At 75.0% G+C, this 21,991-nt stretch carries 1 protein-coding gene (running past one end of the window); it reads right to left on the bottom strand.

Going from position 1 to position 21,991, the window contains the following annotated elements:
- On the bottom strand, nt 1-21,991 hold the 5' portion of the coding sequence (locus tag J2N69_RS35920; protein ID WP_230904472.1) for a non-ribosomal peptide synthetase. The gene continues 1,220 nt to the left of window position 1, outside the view; the window shows 21,991 of its 23,211 coding nt (coding positions 1-21,991); its start codon is at nt 21,989-21,991; its stop codon lies beyond the left edge, outside the window.

Genomic DNA, 21,991 nt, shown 5'->3' with positions numbered 1-21,991 from the left:
AAGGCACCGGTGCTGTCTGCTGCCGGTGGCGCCGCCCGCCGCGCAGCGCCACCAGGTCGGCGGCGGGAGAGGCGGGTTCGCCGGCCACCAGGGCGGCCATCGCGGCACGGCCCTCGGGCGTGCGCAGATCGGCTCCGGCCACGTCGAGGTTGCGTACGGCGAAGCGGCCGGAGTCACGCGCCACGAAGTAGGCGAGACCGGCCAGGCCCGCGCCGTGCGCGGCGCTCGGCTCGCCGGCGACCGACTGGGTGTCCTGGGTGACGACGTAGAGGTCCGTGCGTGCGCCGTCGAGCCGCTGGACGGCCTTGACCAGCCGCAGCAACGCGAGTTCGGGCCCGGCCGAGGTGCCGCCGGCGCCCTGCCCGGCGCCGCTGACCAGAAGGACCCGGTCGGGTGCCGTCCCCGTCAGGGCGAAGGGGTCGTCGAGCGGCCGTTCGATCACCTCGGTGGCGCCGACGTGCCGGTAGTGCGCCGCCAGTGCCCCCGCGAGCCCGGTCCCCGGACCGTCGGCGGCGATCAGGACCCTGCGGGGCGCGGGCCCCGGCACGGCGGGAGCCATGGGCGCCTCCGTCCAGCGCACCACGCTCAGCAGCCCGTTCGGTGGCACGACGGGCACCTCGGTGGGCACCTCGACGGGTGCCTCCACGGTCCGGGCGTCGGCGGCGGCCCCGCCCGTGGGAACCCAGTGCCACTCCCCCGCGAACGGATACGTCGGCAGCGCCACCCGGCGCGGCCGGTCCTCGCCGTAGCGGGCGTTCCAGTCCACCGCGGAACCGTCCGCCCACCGTCGCGCGACCTCGTGCGGCTCCCCGTCACCGAGCACCGGACGCACCCCGTGGTCCGCGAACTCGCCCAGCTGGCGGGCCAGTTCGTCCGTCGAACGCACCACGAAGGCCGCCCGCACGGGCCACTCGGCCCGGCCGACCTGGAGGGTGTACGCGATGTCGCTCACCGACGGCCCGGCCGGGCCGTCGGTGAGCGCGTCCCGCAGCCGCGCGGCGAGCTGCCGCAACTGCTCCTCGGTGCGCGCCGACAGCGGTACGGGGACGGGTCCTTCGGGGGCGCGGGACGGCACGGCGTCGGCGAGGGGCACGTACTCCTCAAGGACGATGTGCGCGCCCGCTCCGGTGGCCCCGAAGGAGCTGAGGCCCGCGCGGCGCGGCCCCTCGGGCGGCGCCGGCCACGCCTCGGTGGCGCGCTGGAGCCTGAAGGGCGTCTCGTCGAGGCCGAGCAGCGGGTTCACGGTGTCCGCGTGCAGGGAGGGCACCAGGGTGCGGTGGTGCAGTTGCAGCACCGCCTTGGTGAGGCCCGCGACACCGGCGGCGGACTCCGCGTGCCCGATGTTGGACTTGACCGAGCCGAGGGCGCAGAAACCGCGGTCCTGGGTGTGCCGGCCGAAGGCGGTGGTCAGGCCGCGGATCTCGATGGGGTCGCCCAGGGAGGTGCCGGTGCCGTGCGCCTCCAGGTAGCCGATGGAGCGGGCGTCGACGCCCGCCGCGTCGAACGCCGCGGAGATGACGGCGGCCTGTCCGACGGGGCTCGGCACGCTGAACCCGCTCGCGGTGCCGACGTGGTTGACGGCGGTCCCGGAGATGACGGCGTAGATGTGGTCGCCGTCGGCCTCGGCGGCGGCGAGCGGTTTGATGACGACCGCGCCGACGCCCTCGGCGGACACGTAGCCGTCCCCGCCCTCGCCGAAGGAGCGGCAGCGCCCGTCGGAGGAGTGCATGCCGACGGCGCCGTAGGTGCGGTACTTGCCGGGGTGCAGGGAGAGGTTGACGCCGCCCGCGAGGGCGACCTCGCATTCGCCGCGGCGCAGTGACTCCACGGCGAGGTGCACCGCGGTGAGGGAGGACGAGCACAGGGTGTCGACCGTCATGCTCGGGCCGTGGAAGTCGCAGACGAAGGAGACGCGGTTGGCGATCTGCCCCTGGTTGAGGCTGAGCGGCACGGGCGCGTCCGCCTCGGCGGCGACCAGCGTGTAGTCCTTGTGCATGGCTCCGGCGAACACGCCGACCGCGCGCTGCCGGTCCGGCCCCTTGGGCTCGGCGAGCCCGGCGGGGGTGTACCCGGAGTCCTCGATCGCCTCCCAGCAGGTGCGCAGGAACCAGCGTTCCTGCGGGTCAGTGATCTCCGCCTCGGGGCGGGAGATCCTGAAGAAGTCGGCGTCGAAGCGGCCGACGTCGTCGAGGAATCCGCCCCAGCGCGAGCCGTCCCCCTCCCCCGGCGTCCAGCGCCGCGCGGGCACCTCGCGGACGCTGTCCCTGCCGTCCTTGAGGTTCGTCCAGAACGCGGCGAGGTCGTCCGCGCCGGGGTAGTGCCCGGCCATGCCGATGATCGCGAAGCGCTCGGGGCCGGCGGTGGGCAGGCGGCGCCGCCTGAGGCGGGGGCGCTCCAGCGGCTCGCGGCGCCCGGCCCCTGTCGCCTCCCGTCCGGCCAGGACGGCGTGGGCGTTGGTGCCGCCGTCGGCGAAGCTGGAGACGGCGGCGACGAGCGGGGCGTCGGGCCAGGGGACCAGCGTGCGCTCGAAGCGCAGGGGCGTCGCGGCGAGGTCGAAGTGCTCCAGGGGCTGCTGCCCGCTGAGGAAGGGCACGATGGCGCGGTTGCGGAGCATCAGGACGGTCTTGATGACCCCGGCGATGCCCTCCGCGCACTGCGGGTGGCCGATGTTGGGCTTGACCGAGCCGAGCGAGCAGGGCGTGTCGGAACCGTCGCGGTAGACGGCCGCGATGGCCTTCAGCTCGATCAGGTCGGGGATCTGGGAGCCCGCCGCGTTGGTCTCGATGTACGTGACGTCGTCGGCGGCGACCCCGGACTTCGCGAGGGCACGGGCCATGACGCCGCGCTGGGCGCCCGGGTTGGGGGTGGCGGGGCCCGCGGTCCTGCCGTCGTTGTTGACGGCCACCGCCTTGAGCACCGCGTGCACGCGATCGCCGGCCGCCTCGGCCGCGGCGAGCGGCTTGATCAGGAGGACGCCGACGCCCTCGGCGGGGGTGAAGCCGTGGGCCCGCCGGTCGAAGACGTGGAACTCCGTGCCGGTGTTGAGCAGTCCCCGCCGGTCGAACAGGCGGTGCCCGCCGGCATCGGGCAGCAGCGTGATGCCGGCGACCACGGCGGCCTCGATGTCGCCGGAGCGCAGTGCCTGGGCGGCGTGGTGCAGGGCCACGAGCGCCGAGGAGCAGGCGGTGTCCACGACCGTGCTGGGGCCGCGCAGGTCGAAGTGGTGCGACAGGTTGGCGGCCAGGTAGTTCTGGCCGACGGCGACCACGGGGTTGCGGCTGCGGGCGAGGGTGCCCTCGTCCGGGGCGTGCCGGGTGCGCCCGCCCACGTACACGCCGATGTCGCGGCCCTTCACCTCGTCGGGGGCGTAGCCCGCGTCGCAGAGCGCGAACAGCGTCTCTTCGAGGAGCAGCAGCGCCTGCGGGTCCATGGCGGCGGCGTCGGCGTCGGAGAGGTGGAAGTGGCCGGGGTCGAACCCGTCGAGGTCGAGCAGGCCCGCGGTGTACCCGGTCGCGCTCCCCCAGCGCCCCGCCGGCACGGGGGCGATCGCCGAACGGCCCTCGCTGAGCAGCCGCCAGTAGGCGTCGAGGTCGGGGGCGCCGGGGAAGCGGCCGGACATGCCGACCACGGCGATGTCGTACGGGGTGTCGGCGGGCGCCCGGTGACGCTCCGCGGGCACGGTGACGGTGACCGGGGAGCGGTCCTGGGCGGCGGCGGGTGTCGTGCCGCCGAAGGCCGCGGGTGCCGGGTCGACGACGGCCTCGGGTGCCGTGCCGCCGAAGGCCGCGGCGAGGGCCTGCCCGTGGTGGGCGGTGAGCCAGCCGACGAAGGACTCCACGGTGGGGTGATCCACGAGCACCGAGGGGTCGAGGTCGACGTCCAGTTCGGCGCCGACCTTGCGCAGGATCTGGACCATCATGATCGAGTCGGTGCCGTAGTCGGAGATCGGCACGTCGGCGGCCAAGCGGGCCCGGGGGAAGCCGAGTTCGTCGGCCAGCAGGCCGATCAGCCACGCCTCGGCCTGCTCGGCGGCGTCCGTGCCGCCGCCCGTGCGCGCCGTGCCGTTCGTGGCGGGCACGGCCGCGGGGGCCGGCGTCCTGGCCGCGCGGACCCGCAGTTCCCGTGGCGTCCACTCCGGGGCGACGATCGCCGGCAGGACGACGGGACCCTCCCCGGTGGACAGGATGTGGTCGAGCAGCCGCAGCCCCTGCGCCTCGGAGAGTTCGCCGAGACCGGTGGCCCGGTAGCCGGGTCCCGGGCGTTCACCGCCCATGCCGACGCCCCGCCAGCTCGGCCAGGCCACGCTCAGCACGGGCAGCCCGTGGGGCGCGCGGCGGGCGACGGCGTCCAGGTGGGCGTTGGCCATCGCGTAGTCGCTCTGTCCCACGGCCGCGGCGGGGACCATCGAGGCGACGGAGGAGAACAGCACGCAGAACCGCAGCGGATCGCCGGCCAGCGCGTCGAGAAGGGCGTCGACCCCGGCCGTCTTGGGGGCGAGCACCGCGCGCACGGCCTCGACCGGCTTCCGTACGAAGGCGAGGTTGTCCCGGTCCACGAGTCCGGCGGCGTGCAGCACCCCGCCGATCGGTCCGAACTCCCCGCGGATCTCGTCCAAGGCGGTGCGGACGGCGCCCGCGTCCTCGCCCAGCGGCAGCGAGAGGACCTTCAGGCGGACTCCGTCGCGCTCCAGCGCTCGCAGCCCGTCGAGCTTGCGGCCGAGCGCGGTGTCCGTGCCGTGCCGTGCCCACTCCGCTCGCGGCGGCAGCTGCTCGCGCCCGGTGAGGACGAGGGTCCTCGCGCCCCACTCCCGGACCGCGTGCCCGGCGAGCGCGAGGCCGATGCCGCGGGTGCCGCCGGTGATGAGCAGCGGCTCGTGCGCGGGAAAGTCGACGGGGGCGCCCATGGCGGCGGGCAGCGCTTCGAGGACGGCCCGCTGCCGACTTCCCCGGCGGTAGGTGACCTCGGTGTCGTCGCCGCCTTCGGCCAGTTCGCGCGCCACGAGGTCCGGCAGGTCCGGGTCCGCGGGGTCGGCCTCCAGGTAGCGGGAGCGGACGCGCCCGTACTCGCTCTGCAGCATCCGGTAGAGCCCGGCGCGGGCGTCACCCGGGCCGACGCCGAGCAGCAGCGCCTCGCGTCCGGCCATGCGCTGGAGCACCGGCAGCCAGTCGTCGAGGCCGAGCCCGCCGAGGTCGACCAGCGCGTCGAAGCGGTCGTCCACGTCGGCCGCGGAGGCGATCAGGCGGGCGCCGGGCAGGGCGTCGGCGAGCCGGGCGGCGTGCGGCCCCGCCCCGAGGACGGCCACGGCGGCCGGCGCGCGGCCCGCGAGGGCGGGAGCGGGCTCCCACCGCCGTACGAGCAGACGCGTGCCCTCGGGCGGTGCCACCTCGCCCCGGCCCCGCTGGGCGACGAAGACCTCGCCGAAGGCGTCCGGCTCGGCGACCGGCCGCCACACCTCGCCGTATCCGGTGTCGCGCAGCACCTCCTGCCAGCGGGACGCGGACAGGAGCGGTGCGCCGGGGAGCCGTACGTCCTCGTCGTCGTAGAGCCACCAGCCGTCGAGGAGGCCGAAGGTGAGGGTGAGGACGGCGGACTTGCGGATGACCTCGTTGACGACGAGGACGCCGCCGGGGCGCAGGGCCGCCGCGAGGTTGCGCAGGACGGCGCGGATGTCGCGGGTGGCGTGGAGCACGTTGGTCGCCACGATGACGTCGCAGTCGCCGCCGGTGAGCCGTTCGCCGGCGCCGGGCGCGGTGACGTCCCAACGGCCGTAGCGCAGATGGTCCCTGCCGGGTCCGAAGCGGCGTTCGGCCTGGTCGAGGAAGGCCGGGGAGAGGTCGGTGTACCAGTACTCCACGTGATCGGCGTACGGGTCGAGGCGGGGCAGGACGGCAGCGGTGGTACCGCCGGTGCCCGCGCCGACCTCGGCGACGCGGACGGTGGCCGAGGTGTCCCGCGCGAGGCGTTCGCGCACCGCCGTGGCGGTGACCTCGGCCACCACGGCGTTGAGCCGGTCGGCGACGGCGTTGCCCTGGTAGACCGCGGTGAGCCTGGCCATGGAGCCGCCGGGGAAGAGCACGTCGGTCGCGGGCAGCGCGCCGGACAGGATCTCGGGGAGCCGTTCCACGCACTCCTGGACGAGGGAGAGCTGCGCGTCCCAGTAGGGGTCGGTGGCGAAGCGCTCGCGCACGGCCGCCCACGCGGTGTCATGGGCCGGGGGCCGTTCCCCCGCGAGTTCCAGGACGTCGCCGTGCCGTCGCGTCAGACCGGTGGCGGTCAGCAGCCGGGCGGCCTCGTCGAGCCAGCGCCGGTACTTGTCGACGACGCCGAGGTGCCGCGCGATCCCGTCCACGGACTCGGTGCGGGCGTCGGTGAAGAGCCCGGCCGCGCACAGGCGGTGCAGCACCTGGCGGGCGATCAGGCGGTCGAGTTCCTGGGCCGGGAGGGCGGCGGGCGCGGGTGCAGGCGGGATGACGGCGTCCCGCCGGACACGGGCGAGGCCGGTGCCTGTACCGGTCCCGGGGTTCGTGCCGGCCCCTGGGCTTGTGCCGGTACCGGTGTCGGCGGCCGTGCTCCGGGCGGCGGGTCCGACGGGGTTCGCGGCGGGGTTCTGGAAGGCGTCGGGGAAGCGTGCCGCGAGGTGGGCGGCCAGGTCGCGCACGGTGGTGTACTCGAAGAGCAGCGTGGGTTCCAGCTCCTGCCCCACCACCTCCCGCACGGCCTCGACCAGGCCGAGCACCTGCGCGGACTCCAGGCCGAGTTCGTAGTAGCCGGCGGTGACGGGCACCGACCGCGCGTCCGTGCCGAGGCGTTCGGCGAGCAGCCTGCGCAGGAAGTCCTCGACGTGGCCGGCCTCGGGCGCGGCGGCCGGGGCGGAAGCGGCGGTCCGGGCCGGGGTGGACGCCCCTGACACGGCCTTGCTGGACAGCTCGGTCAATTCCGCCACCTGGCGTCCCTGGGGGTCGAAGAAGTCCACGGAGAACCGGGCGACCTCGCCCCTGCGGCTCACCGAGGCACGCCGCACCCGCGCCGTGCAGGCGCCGGTCAGCGGCCCCGCCGTGCGGAAGGAACCGATGTGCAGCGGCAGGAACGCCTGGCCGTCGGTGTCGAGCAGCGAACCGGCCGCGACCGCGCCGCCCAGCAGCAGGGCGGGGTGGATCAGGAAGTCGCCCCCGGGAGCCCGCAGTTCCGCGGTCAACCACTCCTGATCGGCGCGGACGGTGCCCTCGGCGCGCGCGGCGCCGCTGTAGTGCTGGCCGTCGCCGCTGTCCCTGGCGTAGGTCTCGGCGAGCGGGGCCGGTGTGCCGAGCGGATGGCCGTCGAGCCGGTCGCGGAAGGCGGGGGCGTCGGTGAGGTCCACCTCGGCGGTGGCGTAGGGCTCGCCGTCGCCCACCGTGACCTGCCAGCGGCCCTCTCCGGCCGGGGCGCAGCGGATCTCCGCGGTCACGGGCCCGTCGGTGACGTCGAGCGGGCGCAGCGCGGTGAGGTCGCGCACCGTCAGCCGTTCCACGGCGTACCCGTGGTCGCGGAAGACCTTGGCGATGAGGTCGGGGTAGGCGAGGGCGGGCAGCAGGGCGCGGCCCTGGACGCGGTGGCCGGCGATGACCGGCGTCTCGGTGGAGAGCACCACCTCACCACGCGGTTCGGTGACGGGCGGCCGGCGCACGGCGTCGGCGGCGGGCAGCCAGCAGCGCTCCCGGGCGAAGGGGTAGCCGGGCAGGGAGACGCGAGGTCCGCCGCCGGGCCAGTCGACGTGGGCGCCGCGCACCCAGGCCGCGGCGAGTTCGGGCGCGCTGTGGCCGGTGGCCGGTGCGGCCGAGCGGCTCACGGTGCCGGTCATGACGCGCGGCGAGTCGGCTCCCGCGAGGTGGCCTTCCAGGGCGTCCGCGAGGTCGTCCACGGCGTCGAAGACCACGGCGAGGCGGTGCGCCATCGGCTCGCGGGTGCGCAGCGTCGCAGCGATCGCGGCCGGGTGGGTGTCGCGTCCCTCGCCGCGCAGGAACTCGGCCGTGCGCGTGATGTGTTCGTCGAGCCGCTCGGCGTCCCGTGCGGAGAGCACGCACACGTACGGCGGCTCCTGCGCGGGCGGCTGCGTCGGGGACACGTACTCCTCCAGGATCACGTGGGCGTTGCCGCCGCCCGCGCCGAACGCGCTGATGCCGGCGGTACGGGGCAGGGGTCGGCCCGCGGCGTCGACGCGCGGCGTCCAGGGCGCCCGCTCGCGCTGGAGGCGGAAGGGGGTGGCGTCCAGGTCGAGGTGCGGGTTGAGGCGTTCGGCGTGCAGGGAGGGCACGAGTTCCTGGTGGCGCAGTTGCAGCAGCACCTTGGTGAGCGCGGCCATGCCCGCGGCCGACTCGGCGTGCCCGATGTTGGACTTGACCGAGCCGATGGGGATGCGTACGCCCGTCAGGTCGTGTCCCTGGAAGGCGCGGACCAGGCCGGTGATCTCCACCGGGTCACCGAGCGAGGTGCCGGTGCCGTGTGCCTCCAGGTAGTCGAGCTGCGCCGGGGTGCGGCCCGCCCGGTCGAGTGCCTCGCCGATCAGCACGCCCTGCGCCTTGGGGTTGGGCACGCTGAAGCCCTTGCCCGCCCCGCCGTGGTTGACGGCCGTCGACCTGACCACCGCGAGGACGCGGTCGCCGTCGGCCTCGGCCGCCGAGCGGCGCTTGAGCAGCACGGCCCCCGAGCCCTCGGCGGGCACGTAGCCGTCGCCGCCCTCGCCGAAACTGCGGCAGCGGCCGTCGGTGGAGAGGAAGCCGCCCTTGGCGAGCTGGAGGTACTTGAGCGGGTGGCTGGAGACGTTGACCCCGCCGGCCACGGCGACGTCGCAGTCGCCGTCCCTGATCGCCCGGCAGGCGAGGTGCAGGGCGGTGAGCGAGGACGAGCACATGGTGTCCAGGGCGATGCTCGGGCCGTCGAAGTCGAAGAAGTACGAGACGCGGTTGGCCACCGACGCGTACGAGGACGAGGTGGCCGCCCCGGTGCCGCGCAGCGCCTCGTCGACGCCGTAGAGCTGGTAGTGGCCGTACATCAGGCCGACGAAGACGCCGGTGCGGACCTTCGAGAGGGCGGCGCGCGAGGTGCCCGCGTCCTCCAGGAGGTGCCACACCGTCTGGAGGAAGATCCGCTCCTGCGGGTCGATGTGTTCCGCCTCCACCTGGGACATGCGGAAGAACATCGGGTCGAAGGAGGCGACGTCGGAGAGCCAGCCGCCCCACTTGGCGTACGTCTTGCCGGGGGTGGCGCGGTCGGGGTCGTAGAACCGGTCGTGGTCCCACCGGTCCGCGGGGACCTCCGTCACGCAGTCCCTGCCCTCCCGCAGGTTGCGCCAGAACTGTCCGAGGTCGTCGGCTCCGGGGTAGCGGCCGGCCACTCCGACGATCACGATGTCGTCGTCGTCCCGTTCGGGCAGCGGCGCGGGCGGGGCGGCGTGCGGGGTGGGCGCGGGGGTGAGGGGCGTTTCCGAGGTGTCGTCCCCGGCGGGGGCGACGCCGTGGGCGGCGGGCGCGAGGAAGGCGCGCGCCTCGGCCGGGTGGTGGGCGACCAGGAAGTCGGCCAGCTCGCCGATGGTCAGGTACTCGAAGAACAGCGTCTTGGAGAGCGGCCCGAAACGTTCCTCCAGTGACCGCGTGAGACTCAGGACGAGGAGGGAGTCGACGCCGTAGTGGTCGAAGGCCTCGTCCTCGGCGACATCCTCCAGGGCCATCTTCAGCTCTGCGGCGAGGAGTTCGCGGAGGTAGGCGACCATGGGCGCGCGCAGGTCGCCGCTGTCCGTGTCCTCGGCCCGGGGGCGCGCGGCCGCGGGCCGCCGCGGCCGCGCGGTGTCGCGCAGCGCCTCGCCGATCCGCGCGCGGTCGCCCGCGGTCAGCAGGAGGCGGGAGGCGCCGCCGCGCAGGGCGGCCTCCAGGGCGTCGAGCGCGGCCTGCGCGGGCAGCGGTTCCATGCCGAACTCGCGGCGCATGGCCTCGCGTGCGTCGGCGTCGAGGGACATGCCGCCGTCGCGCCACAGCGACCAGTCGACGGCGAGGCCGCCACCGGGGCGCCGCTCCAGGTAGTGGTCGAGGAAGCTGTTGGCGTACGCGTAGTCGCTCTGGCCGACGTTGCCGAAGACCGCGGCCGTCGAGCCGAACGCCACGAAGTAGCCGGGGGCGTCCGCGCGGGTCGCCTCGTCGAGGTGGACCAGGCCGCGCACCTTGGGCGCGAGCACCGCGTCGGCGTCCGCGCGGCTCTTGTGGAGGACGAGCCCGTCACGGAGCGCACCGGCCGCGTGCACCACGCCGGCGATCCGGCCGAACCGGCGCCTGGCCTCGGCCACCCGCTCGACGTCCGCGCGCACACTCACGTCGGCCCGGACGTGCAGCCAGCCCTCGGGCAGCGGCTCGGGCGGGTCGGACCGGCCGATGAGGACGACTCCGGCGCCCGGGTGGCGGGCGATCCGCTCCGCGATCAGCATGCCGAGCTTGCCCGTGCCGCCCGTGACGAGGTGCGCCCCGGTCGCCGCCAGGGGCGAGGCCGCGTCGGCCGTCTCGGGGAGCGTGCTCTCGCGCCAGGCGCGCACGAGCCTGCGGTGCCCGTCGTGGCGTACCTCCGGCGCGTCGTCCGGGAGTTCGGCGAGCACCAGCTCGGCGAGGTCGCGGGCGGAGGGCGAGCCGGTGTGCGTGAGCACGCTCATCCGGATGTCGGGGTGTTCCTGGCCGATGCAGCGGGCAACCCCGTCAAGCGCGGCGTGCGCGGCGTGCGCCGCCCCTGCGGCTCCTGCCCGGTCCTCGTGGACGAACAGGTAGCGCAGCGGTCCTTCGTGCTCCGCGATCCGGGTCCGGCACACGTCGAGGGCGGTGTGGAAGCCGGCGCGCAGCGCGTCGTCGAGGTCGCTGTCGGACCCGCCTGCGGCGAGGTGCACGAGGTGCGAGGCGTCCGGGCGGGCGCCGAGCACGACGTCCAGGCGCGGGGCGAGCACGGCGAGTTCGTCGCGCAGGGCCTCGGCGCGGCCGTCCCCGGCGTCGATGACGGCCAGCGGCCCGGCCGGCTCGGCCTGCGCGGTGGTGGCCGGTGCCTCCTGCCAGTACGGCTCGAAGGCGAGCACGCCGCGTTCGGCGGCCCCGCGCAGGTCGCGCCCGGCGTCCGGCACGGCCCGCAGCGTGAACCGCTCGACGCGCGCGACGACCGTGCCGTCGGCCGCGGTCAGGCTGATGTCGAAGACCTGGGCGTCGGCCCTGCCCTCCACCGCGGCGACATGGGCGAGGCAGTCGGCGGGCAGCTCGCCGAAGAGGCGTACGGAACCGATCGAGTACGGCAGGTGTGCCGTCGTGCCGCGCACCAGGTGGCCCGCGGCCTGCAGGGCCCCGTCGAGCAGCGAGGGGTGGAAGCGGTGGTCGCCGACCTCGGGACGGCGCAGCCGTGCCAGGGCCTCGCCGTCGCCGAGGGCCAGTTCCTCGATGACCTGGAAGGCGGGACCGTACCGGAAGCCGAGGTCCGCGAAGTAGGCGTAGCAGTCCTCGCGGGTCCTGCGCTCGCCGCACCGGGCGCGTACGGCGGCCGGGTCGATCGGCGCGGGCGCCGCGTCCTGCCCGGTGCCGTCCTGGCCGAACACCAGGCGGCCTCTCGCGTGCGGACGCTCGCCCGTGATCTCGAAGGCGCCGGAGGGCGCGACCACCACCCGGATGTCCCGCGAGGCGCCGGGCGGCAGCGCGACGGGCGCGGCCCAGACGATCTCGTCGACGCGCCGCACGGGGGCGGTGCCGTGGGCGCGCTCGCCGGCGAGCCGGGCCATCTCCAGGTAGACCACGCCGGGCAGCACGAGTTCGTCGCCGACCCGGTGGTCGGCCAGGTAGAACTCCGCGCCGGTGAGGTGTTTGGCGAAGGCGGTCCCGCCGAAGGTCGAGACGTTCTCGTCGAGCAGCGCCGACGACGCGGGGCGTGCGGCGGCCGCGGCCGGGGCGCCGGGGGCGGTGTCGACCCAGTGCCGGGCCGGCTCGAACGGATACGTCGGCAGCCCGATGCGGCGCCCTCGCGGCAGCCAGGACCAGTCCACGTCGGCGCCGTCGGTCCAGAGCCGGGCCAGCGATTCGAGGTCGCCCTCGGCGGACAGTGCCCGGACGAACTCCCGCCAGGCGTTGCCCCGCGTGGCGGCGGTGCGGCGCTGCGCCGCGCCGACCCGGGCGCGCAGCGCGCCCTCGGGGTCGCGGCCCTCGGCGCAGGCGTCGAGGCGGGCGAGGAGTTCGGCGCGGCCGCGGGCCACGAAGGCCAGCCGCTCGTCCATGGCCTCGCGGCCGACGCGCAGGGTGTGGGCGACATCGGCGGGCGCGGGTTGCGCGGCGCGGATGTGCGCGGCGAGCCGCCCGGCCTGCGCCCGCAGGGCCCGCTCGGTTTTCGCCGACAGGATGAACAGCTCCGCGTCCGTGCTGTCGTCGGCCGGCGCGGCGTCCGCTCCCGCCGGGGCCTCCTCGATCACCACGTGGGCGTTGGCGCCGCCGAAGCCGAAGGAGCTGACGCCCGCGCGGCGGAGCGGCGGCGCGCCGTCCGCGGCGGGCGGCGCGGGCCACGGCCGGGTGGTGTCCACGATCTCGAAGGGGCCGCCGTCCAGGTCGAGATAGGGGTTGCGCTCGCGGAAGTGCAGGCTGGCCGGGATGGTCCGGTGGCGCAGCGCGAGGGCCACCTTGAGCAGTCCGGCGATGCCCGCGGCGGCCTCCAGATGGCCGATGTTGGTCTTCACCGAGCCGATGCCGCAGCGCGGGCCCTCGGCTCCGGTCGCCGCGCCGTCCCCGGCGAGCCGCTCGAAGGCCTCGGTCAGACCGCTGATCTCGATGGGGTCGCCGAGGGCCGTGCCGGTGCCGTGCGCCTCGATGTAGCCGACCGTGCGCGGATCGACGCCGGCCGCGCGGTAGGCCTCGACCAGCAGTTCCGCCTGCGCGTGCGGGCTGGGCGAGGTGAGGGAGGTGGTGCGGCCGCCGTGGTTGACGGCGACGGCCTTGATCACCGCGGCGACGCGGTCGCCGTCGCGGCGGGCCCGCGCGTGGTCCTTGAGGACGACGACGCCCACGCCCTCGCCCCGCACATAGCCGTTGGCGGAGGCGTCGAAGGCCTTGCAGCGGCCGTCCTCGCTGAGCATCTCGTTGCGGCTCAGGGCGTCGTAGAGACGGGGGTCGAGGATGAGGCTCACGCCGCCCGCGACGGCGAGGTCGCAGCTGCCCTCGCGCAGCGCGCCGACGGCCTGGTGGACGGCGGTGAGCGAGCTGGAGCAGGCGGTGTCGACCGCGACGCTCGGTCCGCGCAGGTCGAGGAGGTAGGAGACACGGTTGGGGATGACCGACAGCGCGGCGCCGGTGAGCGTGTGCGCCTCGGCCGACCTGCCGCCGGCGCGCTGCACTTCGGCGTAGTCGGAGTTGGTGGTGCCGATGAAGACGCCGACGCGTTTGCCCGCGAGGTCGCTCGCGCGGTACCCGGCGTCCTCGATCGCCGTCCACACCACTTCAAGGAGCAGCCGCTGCTGGGGGTCCATCAGCTCGGCCTCGCGCGGCGAGACGCCGAAGAAGGCGGCGTCGAAGCGGTCCACGCCGGGGACGAAGCCGCCCCAGCGCGAACGGGACGTACCGGTGCGCGCCCGCCAGTCCCAGCGGTCGCCGGGGATCTCGGTGACGAGGTCCCTGCCCTGCTCCAGGTGGTCCCAGAACTCCGTGAGGTCGGCGGAGCCGGGGAACCGTCCGGCCATGCCGACGACGGCCACGTCACCGCCGCGGGGGGCGGCACGGCCGGCGTCGGGCACGGCCTCGGCCGGTTCGGTTCCGGCGGTGGTTTCCTCGGCGGTGGAGGCGGAGGCGGCGGCATCGGGGGCGTCCCCGAGGACCTCGCTCAGGTGTGCGGCGACGGCGGCGACGGTGGGATGGCGGTAGAACAGCGTGGGCAGGACCTCGATCCCGTACCGCTCGCTGACGCGCGTGCTCAGGACGGTGAAGCTGATCGAGTTCATGCCGAGCCGGCCGAGCGGTACGTCGGCGGGGATCTGCCCGGGGTCCGTGTCGAGGATGTCGGCGATGAGGCCGCTCAGCTCGGGGATGCGGGCGGCAGCGGTACGGGCGGCGGTGGTGCGGGCGGCGGCATCGGTCAGGCGCGCGGCCGCACCGCCCGCGCCCCCTGGCTCGCCCGTCGGCGCCCCGCCACGCGGCTCCGGCAGAGACGCCCGGTCGCGCAGCTCCGGCAGAGACGCCTCGCCACGCAGCTCCGCCAGCGGCGCCCGGCCCAGTCTGCCGCGGTCCACCTTGCCGTTGAGCGTCCGGGGCAGGGAGTCCAGCTCCACCAGGACGTCGGGGACCATGTGGGCGGGCAGCCGCTCGGCGAGCGCGTCGCGGGGCGGAGCGGTGGCTCCCGCGTCGAGGACGAGGAAGGCGTGCAGGACGTTCTCGCCGCCGACCGGCCGCGCGACCGCGGCGGCCTCGCGGACGCCGTCCTGCGCGCGCAGCGCGGCCTCGACCTCGCCGGGCTCGATCCGGAAGCCGCGCACCTTCACCTGGGCGTCGAGCCTGCCCAGGTACTCGATGCGGCCGTCGGGCAGTTCGCGCACCAGGTCACCGGTGCGGTACCGGCGCTCGCCGTCGAGGGTGACGAACCGTTCGGCGGTCAGTTCGGGGCGGCCCAGGTAGCCCGTGGCCAGGCCCGCGCCGCCGATGTACAGCTCGCCGGGCATCCCGGGCGGCACCGCCCTGCCCCGCGCGTCGAGGACGTACAGGCCGGTGTTGGCGATGGGGTGGCCGATGGTGACGCGCTCGCCGGGGGTGAGCCGGCACACGGCCGACCAGATGGTGGTCTCGGTGGGTCCGAACATGTTCCACACCTGGCCCGCGCGGGCGAGCAACGACTCCGCGGTGTCCTGGTCCAGGGCCTCTCCCCCGCACAGCACCTTCAGCTCCGGTGCTCCCGTCCAGCCGGCCGCGAGCAGCATCTTCCAGGTGCCGGGGGTCGCCTGGACGACGGTGGCGGGGCTGGACTCCAGAAGTCTGCGCAGGAGGACGCCGTCCCGCGCGACTTCCGCGGGCACGATCTCCACCCGGCCGCCGGTGATCAGCGGCGCGAACAGTTCGAGCGCGGCGATGTCGAAGCAGACGGTGGTGAGGGCGAGCAGGTGGTCCTTGTCCGTCAGTCCCGGCTCCTCGGCCATGGACAGGAGCAGGTTGACCAGCGCCCGGTGCGGCACCTGCACGCCCTTGGGGCGCCCGGTGGAGCCCGAGGTGTAGATCACGTACGCGGTGTCGTCCGGGCCGGGCGCGGGGAGTTCGCCCGTCTCGGGGACGCCCGTGGGCGCGTCCTCGGCGTTGATGGCCAGGACCGGCGCGCCGAGGTCGACGCGGGCCCGCGGGCCGGTGATCAGCAGGTGCAGTCCGGCGTCCTCGGCCATGTACCGCAGCCGTTCGGCCGGGTAGCCGGGGTCGAGCGGCACGTAGGCGCCGCCCGCGGCGAGGACGCCGAGCAGGGCGACGAGCATGTCCGCGGACCGGTCGACGAGCACCCCGACGTTGCGTCCCGGCGCCACTCCCCGGCCCCGCAGGCGGGCCGCCAGCGCGGTGACGCGCGCGGTCAGTTCGCGGTAGGTCAGCGTCGTGTGGCGGTCGCTCACCGCCACGGCGTCGGGGGTGCGCAGGGCCTGTTCGGCGAGGAGGGTGGGCAGCACCCGGTCGGCGGGGAAGTCGCGGCGCGTGAGCCGCTGCCGCTCCTGGGCGCGGGCGGTGTCGGCGGGGCTGCGCAGGGGCAGCGCGCCCAGCTCGCGGTCGGGGGTGGCGAGGGCGGAGTCGAGCAGCAGGCGGAAGTGCTCGCCGATCCCGCGCACGGTGTCCTCGTCGAAGAGGTCCGGGTCGTACTTGAGGCAGTAGCGGGCGCCCTCGCGCTCCTCCACGACCTCCAGGGTGAGGTCGAACTCGCCCTCTTGATGGACACCGTGGAACACGCCGGTGACCGGGCGGACGTCGGTGTCGTCCTCGACCCAGTTCTGGAAGTAGAAGGCGGTGTCGAACAGGCGCGAGGCGCGCAGCTCCTCGGCGAGGCTCAGCAGCGGGTAGTCGCTGTGCTCCAGGGCCTCCAGGGTGGTGTCCCGCACCTGGCGCAGCAGGCCGCGGAAGTCCTGGCCGTCCGCGATGTCGTGCTTGAGGACGACCATGTTCATGAAGTAGCCGAGGACGTCGGCGTAGCGGGCGGAGGGCCGTCCGGCCACCGGGGTGCCGATGAGGACGCGGTCCTGCTGGGAGTAGCGGTGCAGGAGTGTCGTGTAGACGGTGAGGAGCACCGCGAAGAGGGAGGTGCGCTCGTCGCCCGCGAGGTCCCGTGCCGCCCGGACGCTTGCCGCCGCCAGGCGCCCTTCGACGGAGGCTCCCCGGTGGCCCGGCACCGCCGGGCGGGGCCGGTCGAAGGGGAGTTGCAGGGTGGGCAGGTCGCCGGAGAGCCGGCGCAGCCAGTACGAGCGCAGCTGCTCGCCGCGTGGTGAGCCCAGCAGTTCCCGCTGCCAGTCGACGAAGTCGGCGAAGGTGGCGGGCGGTTCGCCGGTGGGCGGCTGTCCCCGGTAGTACGCGGACAGCTCGCGCAGGAAGACGGCGATGGACAGGCCGTCGAAGACGATGTGGTGGAAGGTGAGCAGCAGCACTTGCCGGGCGTCGGCGAGGGCGAAGAGCGTGACTCGCAGCAGGGGCCCGCGCCCCAGGTCGAAGGGTTCGCGGACGCACTCCCTGGCTGCCTCGCGCACGGCGTCCACGGATGAGGTGTCCAACCTCCTCTCGGTGAAAGCCAGTTGCTGTCGCGCCTCCACGATCTGGTGGTCGCCGTCCAGGCGGGCGCGGAGCTGGGGGTGGCGGTCCACCATGGTCTGCAGCGCCTCGCGGAGGGCGGCCGGGTCGGTCCCCGGTTCCAGCCAGAACGCGAGCGGCAGGTTGTAGGCGTACGTGCCGGGCGCCGTCTGCTCGATGACGCTCAGGGCGCGCTGGCCGGCGGACAGGGGGAAGCGGAGGGGTGCCGCCGGGGCGGTGCTCTCGGGCACCGCGCCGGTCAGCTCGCCGAGGTGGTCGCTCAGCTCGCGCAGGGTGGCGTGCTCCAGGAGGTCGCTCAGCCGCAGCCGGACGCCCAGGTCTTCCTCGATCACGGCGGCGATCTTCATGCCGCTCAGCGAGTCGAAGCCGTAGTCCGCGAGGAGCCGGTCGGGGTCGAGGGGCTCGTCCAGTTTGAGGGTGGCCGTGACGATGCCGCGGAGCGTGTCCAGCGGGCCGCGGCCGGAGGAGGAGGACGCGGCGGGCGGCACGGCTCTGTCCGGGGCGCTCACCGGTGCGCGGTGGCCGGCGCCCGCGTTCACGCCGATGATCACGTGCTGGCCGAGGTGGGCGCCCCGGTCCAGGACGAGGGCGTCGGCGAAGCCCTCCTCCAGGAGGAGCCGTTGCCAGGTCTGCGCCGTGGCCAGGGGCGCGTCCTTGATGCGCAGTTCCTCGTCGGTGAAGGCCCACCAGCCGTCGAGGACCCCGCCGGTGACGGTGATGCTGCTGCGGATCGCGGTCAGTTCGTTGAGCACGAGTCTGCCGCCGGGACGCAGCAGCTCCCGTGCCTTGCGCAGGGTGGCGCGCAGGTCGCCGGTGGCGTGCACGACGTTGGTGGCCACGACGATGTCGGCGCTGCCGGGGGTGTGGCCCTGTTCCGCGAGATCACGTTCGAGGTTGAGCGTACGGAACCGGGTGAACGGATGGCGTGTGCCGAACCGCTGCTCGGCGCTCTCCAGGAACTGCGGCGAGATGTCGGTGAAGACGTACTCCGCCCGGTCGGCCAAGGCGGAGAGGGCGGGCAGCACGCGCTCGGTGGTCGCTCCGGTGCCGGCGCCGAACTCGACGACGCGCAGCCGCTCCCCCGCACCCAGTTCCTCGACGCGCTGCCGGGCGTGGTCGGTGACCGCTTCGGCGACGAGTTCGTTGAGGGAGTCGGTGAGCGGATTGCCCCGGTAGAAGTCCTGGACGAGGTCCATCGACGCGTTCGGGAACATGATCTCGGTGGCACCGGTCTCGCCGCGCAGCACCTGCGGATAGCTGCGCAGGAACAGCCGGGTCAGCTCCACCGTGGCCCGGATGTCCGGATGGTCGGCGGCGATCCGGTCGAGCCCGCGCTCGGCGTACTCGACGCTCGTGCCACCGGTGCCGTCCGGGTCCGCGTCGGCCGCGAGGACCTCCACGGCGTCGCCGCGCACGCTCAGGTGCCCGGCGTCGGCGAGGATGTTGAGCAGGGCCGCGTGCAGCCGGCGGTACTTGGGCACGATGCCCAGCCGGTCGGCGAGCGCCGAGACGCTGTCCCGCTCGCCCTGGCGCAGGAAGGCGCCCATCCGCCGGTAGACGCCGAGCAGCGCCGATTCGCAGAGCGCGGAGAGGCGGTCGTAGCCCTCGATGACGGCGTCGGCGCCGGGCCCGGCCGGTGCGGGCGCGGTGAACCGCTCGCCGAGCGGCGACGCGCGGTGGCCGAGTGCCGCGAGGGCCCGCGCGTCGGCGCGGATCGGCATGACCTGGACGGGGCCTTCGGCCAGCGCCCGCTCCAGGCAGTCGAGGCCTTCGCGCACGGTGAACTCGGCGACGCCCGTCCTGCGGAACACCTCCTGGAGCCCTGGCTGCGCCCCGGAGCCGACCCGCCCCCAGTAGCCCCAGTTCACCACCCGTACGGGATACGGGAGCCGGGTCGAGAGGTGGCGCCCGTAGGAGTCGAGGAAGGAACTGGCCGCCACGTAGGCGGCGTTGCCCGCCGCGCTGACGAAGGAGCCGACCGAGCTGAAGAGGGCGAGGAAGTCCAGGGGCTCGTCGCCCAGCGCCGCCACGAGCGCGAGGGCACCGTCGACCTTGGCGGCGAGGGCCGCCCGCAGCTCCGGCTCGGTCAGCTCGGCGATGGTGCTGGCGTTGAACGTCATGGCCGCGTGGAAGACGCCGTGCGGGGCGCCGAACCGCCGTCGGGCCTCGGCGACGGCGTCGCGCAGCGCCGCGGGGTCGGACGCGTCCGCCCGCAGGTGCAGCAGCTGGCCCCCGGCCTCGCGCACGCGGTCGGCGGTGGCGCGCTGTTCGGCGCCGAGTTCGCCTCGGCTGATCCACACGATGCGGGCCCGGTGGCGGTGTGCGAGCTCTTCGGACAGGGCCCGGCCGATGCCTCCGCTGCCGCCGACCATGAGGTAGGTGCCGCCGGTGCGGTAGGGCGGGCGCCTCGGTGCGGGTACGGGGGTGCTCACGAGCTGCCGGACGTGGCGGCGGCCGGCCCGCAGCAGGACGGCGCGGCCCGCCGGGTGCGGGGGTTCGGCCAGGAGCGCGGGCAGGGCGTCCGCCGTGTCGGTGCCCTCGATGTCGACGCAGGTGAGGTCGAGGTGGGGGCATTCGGCGGCGAGGACCTGGGCGTATCCGAGGATGGCCGCCGCGTGGGGGTTGTCGTCGTGGGCGCCGGCGGTGACGACGGTGATGCGGGGGCCGGCGCCATGGCTGCGGAAGAGGGCGAGCACCCCGTCGCGCAGCGCGGTTTCGAGGCTGTCGGGGCGGTGCAGTCCGCCGAGGTGGTACAGATGCCGCACGGGCCGGGCGAGCAGGGTGGCCGGGTCCTCGCGGTCGAGCCGCAGGAGGCGGGCGCCGGGGTGGTGGCGGAGTAACGCCTCGGCGAGCGGGCCGGGTTCACCGGCGGTGAGGACGGCCACCTCGGGGCCCTCGGCGGCGGTTTCGGCGGTGGTGGTGCGGTGCGCGGGCCCGGGACGTTCCTGCGGGCACCAGACCGGCTGGTAGAAGCCCAGCTCCGGGACGTCCTCGCGCGCCTTCGACGCGGCGGACGCGGTATCGCCGGGTGTGGCGTCGGCGCGTATCTCCTGGGGCTCCGTGCGCGTCTCCTGGGGGCCCGTACGCGCGGACGCGTCCCACAGGGGCTCCCCCGCCCGCGGGGGCTCGGGTATCCAGTACCGCTTGCGCGCGAACGGGTACGTGGGCAGGCCGATGCGGCGGGCGCCGGTGTCCGGCCACCGGGCCTCGGCGCCCTGGGTCCACAGCCGGGCGGCCTCGGTCAGGTCACCGTCGCTCAGGGCGCGCGCGAGCCGATCGGCCGCGGCGGCCGCCAGTGCGCGGCGGCCGCGGGCCGCGTCGTGCAGTGCGATGCCGCTCTCCACGCCGTCCGCGACATCCCGCAACACGGCCTGGACATCGGCCAGTTCACGCGCGGGGAAGGCGAGGCGTACGTCGAGCTGCTCCCTGCCGACACGCAGCGTGTGGGCGACGTCGGCGAGGGACGGCGCGGGGTCGGACCCGGCACGGGCCAGTTCCCGCAGGGTGGTTTGGTCGGAGACGGTCGTCGGAAGGCCGAGGCGTTCGCTGAGCACGGCCAGTTCGGCCGCGCCGAGCCCGTACTCGGCGAGTTCGAGATCGGCGTCGAGGTCCCGCGGCTGGACCCGCAGGATGTCGGCGGCCACCCGGACGCACTCGCCGAGCGGCTGCCCCGTGCCCGGCCGCCGGTCGAGGAAGTCGGCGAGCTCGCGCGCATACGCCCGCAGCCGCTCCTCGCTCAGCGCGGACAGGACGATCAGTTCCTCCGGCTCCCTCTCGGGCGCGGACGTGCCGGGCTCGGCCGGTTGTGCCAGGTACTCCTCGACGATCAAGTGGGCGTTGGCCCCACCGCCGCCGAACGAGCTGACGCCGGCCCGGCGCGGCCCGTGCGTCTCTCGCCCGTCCTGGTCGCGCAGCACGGGGCGGTGCCAGGGCGCGGCCTCCTGCTGTACGTGGAAGGGGGTGCCGGTCAGGTCGATGTCGGGGTTCAGCTCCGCCGAGTGCAGGGACGGCGGCAGGACGCCGTGCTTGAGCTGCATCAGCACCTTGGTCAGGCCCGCGATGCCCGCCGCCGACTCCAGGTGTCCGATGTTGGACTTGAGGGAGCCGATGGCGCAGCTGCCCGGGGCAGCGCTGCCGTCGGCGCCGGGGCGGAAGGCCGCACGCAGTCCGGCGATCTCGATGGGGTCGCCGAGGGGGGTGCCGGTGCCGTGTGCCTCGACGTAGCCGACGGTGTCCGGCGCGACGTCCGCCCGGCGCAGGGCCGCGGTGATCACCTCGGCCTGGGCGGTGGGGTTCGGCACGGTGTAACCGCTGGTCTTGCCGCCGGCGTTGATCGCCGATCCCTTGAGCACCGCGTAGACGCGGTCGCCGTCGGCCTCGGCCGCCCGCAGGGGCTTGAGCAGGACGGCGCCGACCCCTTCGCCGTCGACGAAGCCGTCCGCGTGGGCGCCGAAGCTGCGGCACTCGTCACCGCGGGAGATCATCTGACGGTCGGCCAGCATCCGCAGGTGCATGGGGTGCAGGATGAGGTTGACCCCACCGGCGAGCGCCATGGCGCACTCGCCGCGGCGCAGGCTCTCGCAGGCCAGGTGGATGGCAGTCAGCGACGCGGAGCAGGCGGTGTCGACGGTCAGGCTGGGCCCGCGCAGGTCGAGGACGTAGGAGACCCGGTTGGCGATCGACCAGTGGGCGGAGCGCGCGTGCGTGTGCTCGCCGAAGGCGCTGCTGTGCCCCGCGAGCCATTCGTAGTCGTTGTTCATCACCCCGGCGAACACACCCACCGCGCCGTGCTCGCCCAGCCCGCGCGGGCGGTACCCGGCGTCCTCGATGCCGGCCCAGGCGGTCTCCAGGAAGAGACGTTCCTGCGGGTCCATCTCCTGCGCGTCGGAGGGAGATATCTGGAAGAGCAGCGGGTCGAACTTGTCGACGTCGTCGAGCCAGCCGCCCCACTTGCTGTAGGCGCGCCCGTCCTTGGCGTCCGGGTGGTAGTGCGCGTCCACGTCCCAGCGGTCCGCGGGCACCTCGCCGACGCAGTTGCGGCCCTCGACGACGTTGCGCCACAGCTCGTCCGGTGTCCGCGCCCGCGGATAGCGCCCCGCGAGGCCGATGACCGCGATGTCCTCGGTGGGGCGTCGCGACGCGGTGGCGGGAGCAGCCTGTTGCCGCACGGATGCCAGCAGCTTCAGGAGAAGAGCACGCTTGTCGTCCAT

It is taken from the genome of Streptomyces huasconensis (assembly GCF_021028635.1).
Classification (GTDB): domain Bacteria; phylum Actinomycetota; class Actinomycetes; order Streptomycetales; family Streptomycetaceae; genus Streptomyces; species Streptomyces huasconensis.
The sequence above is the reverse complement of the archived record's forward strand: the minus strand, read 5'-3'. Positions and strand labels throughout refer to the sequence as shown.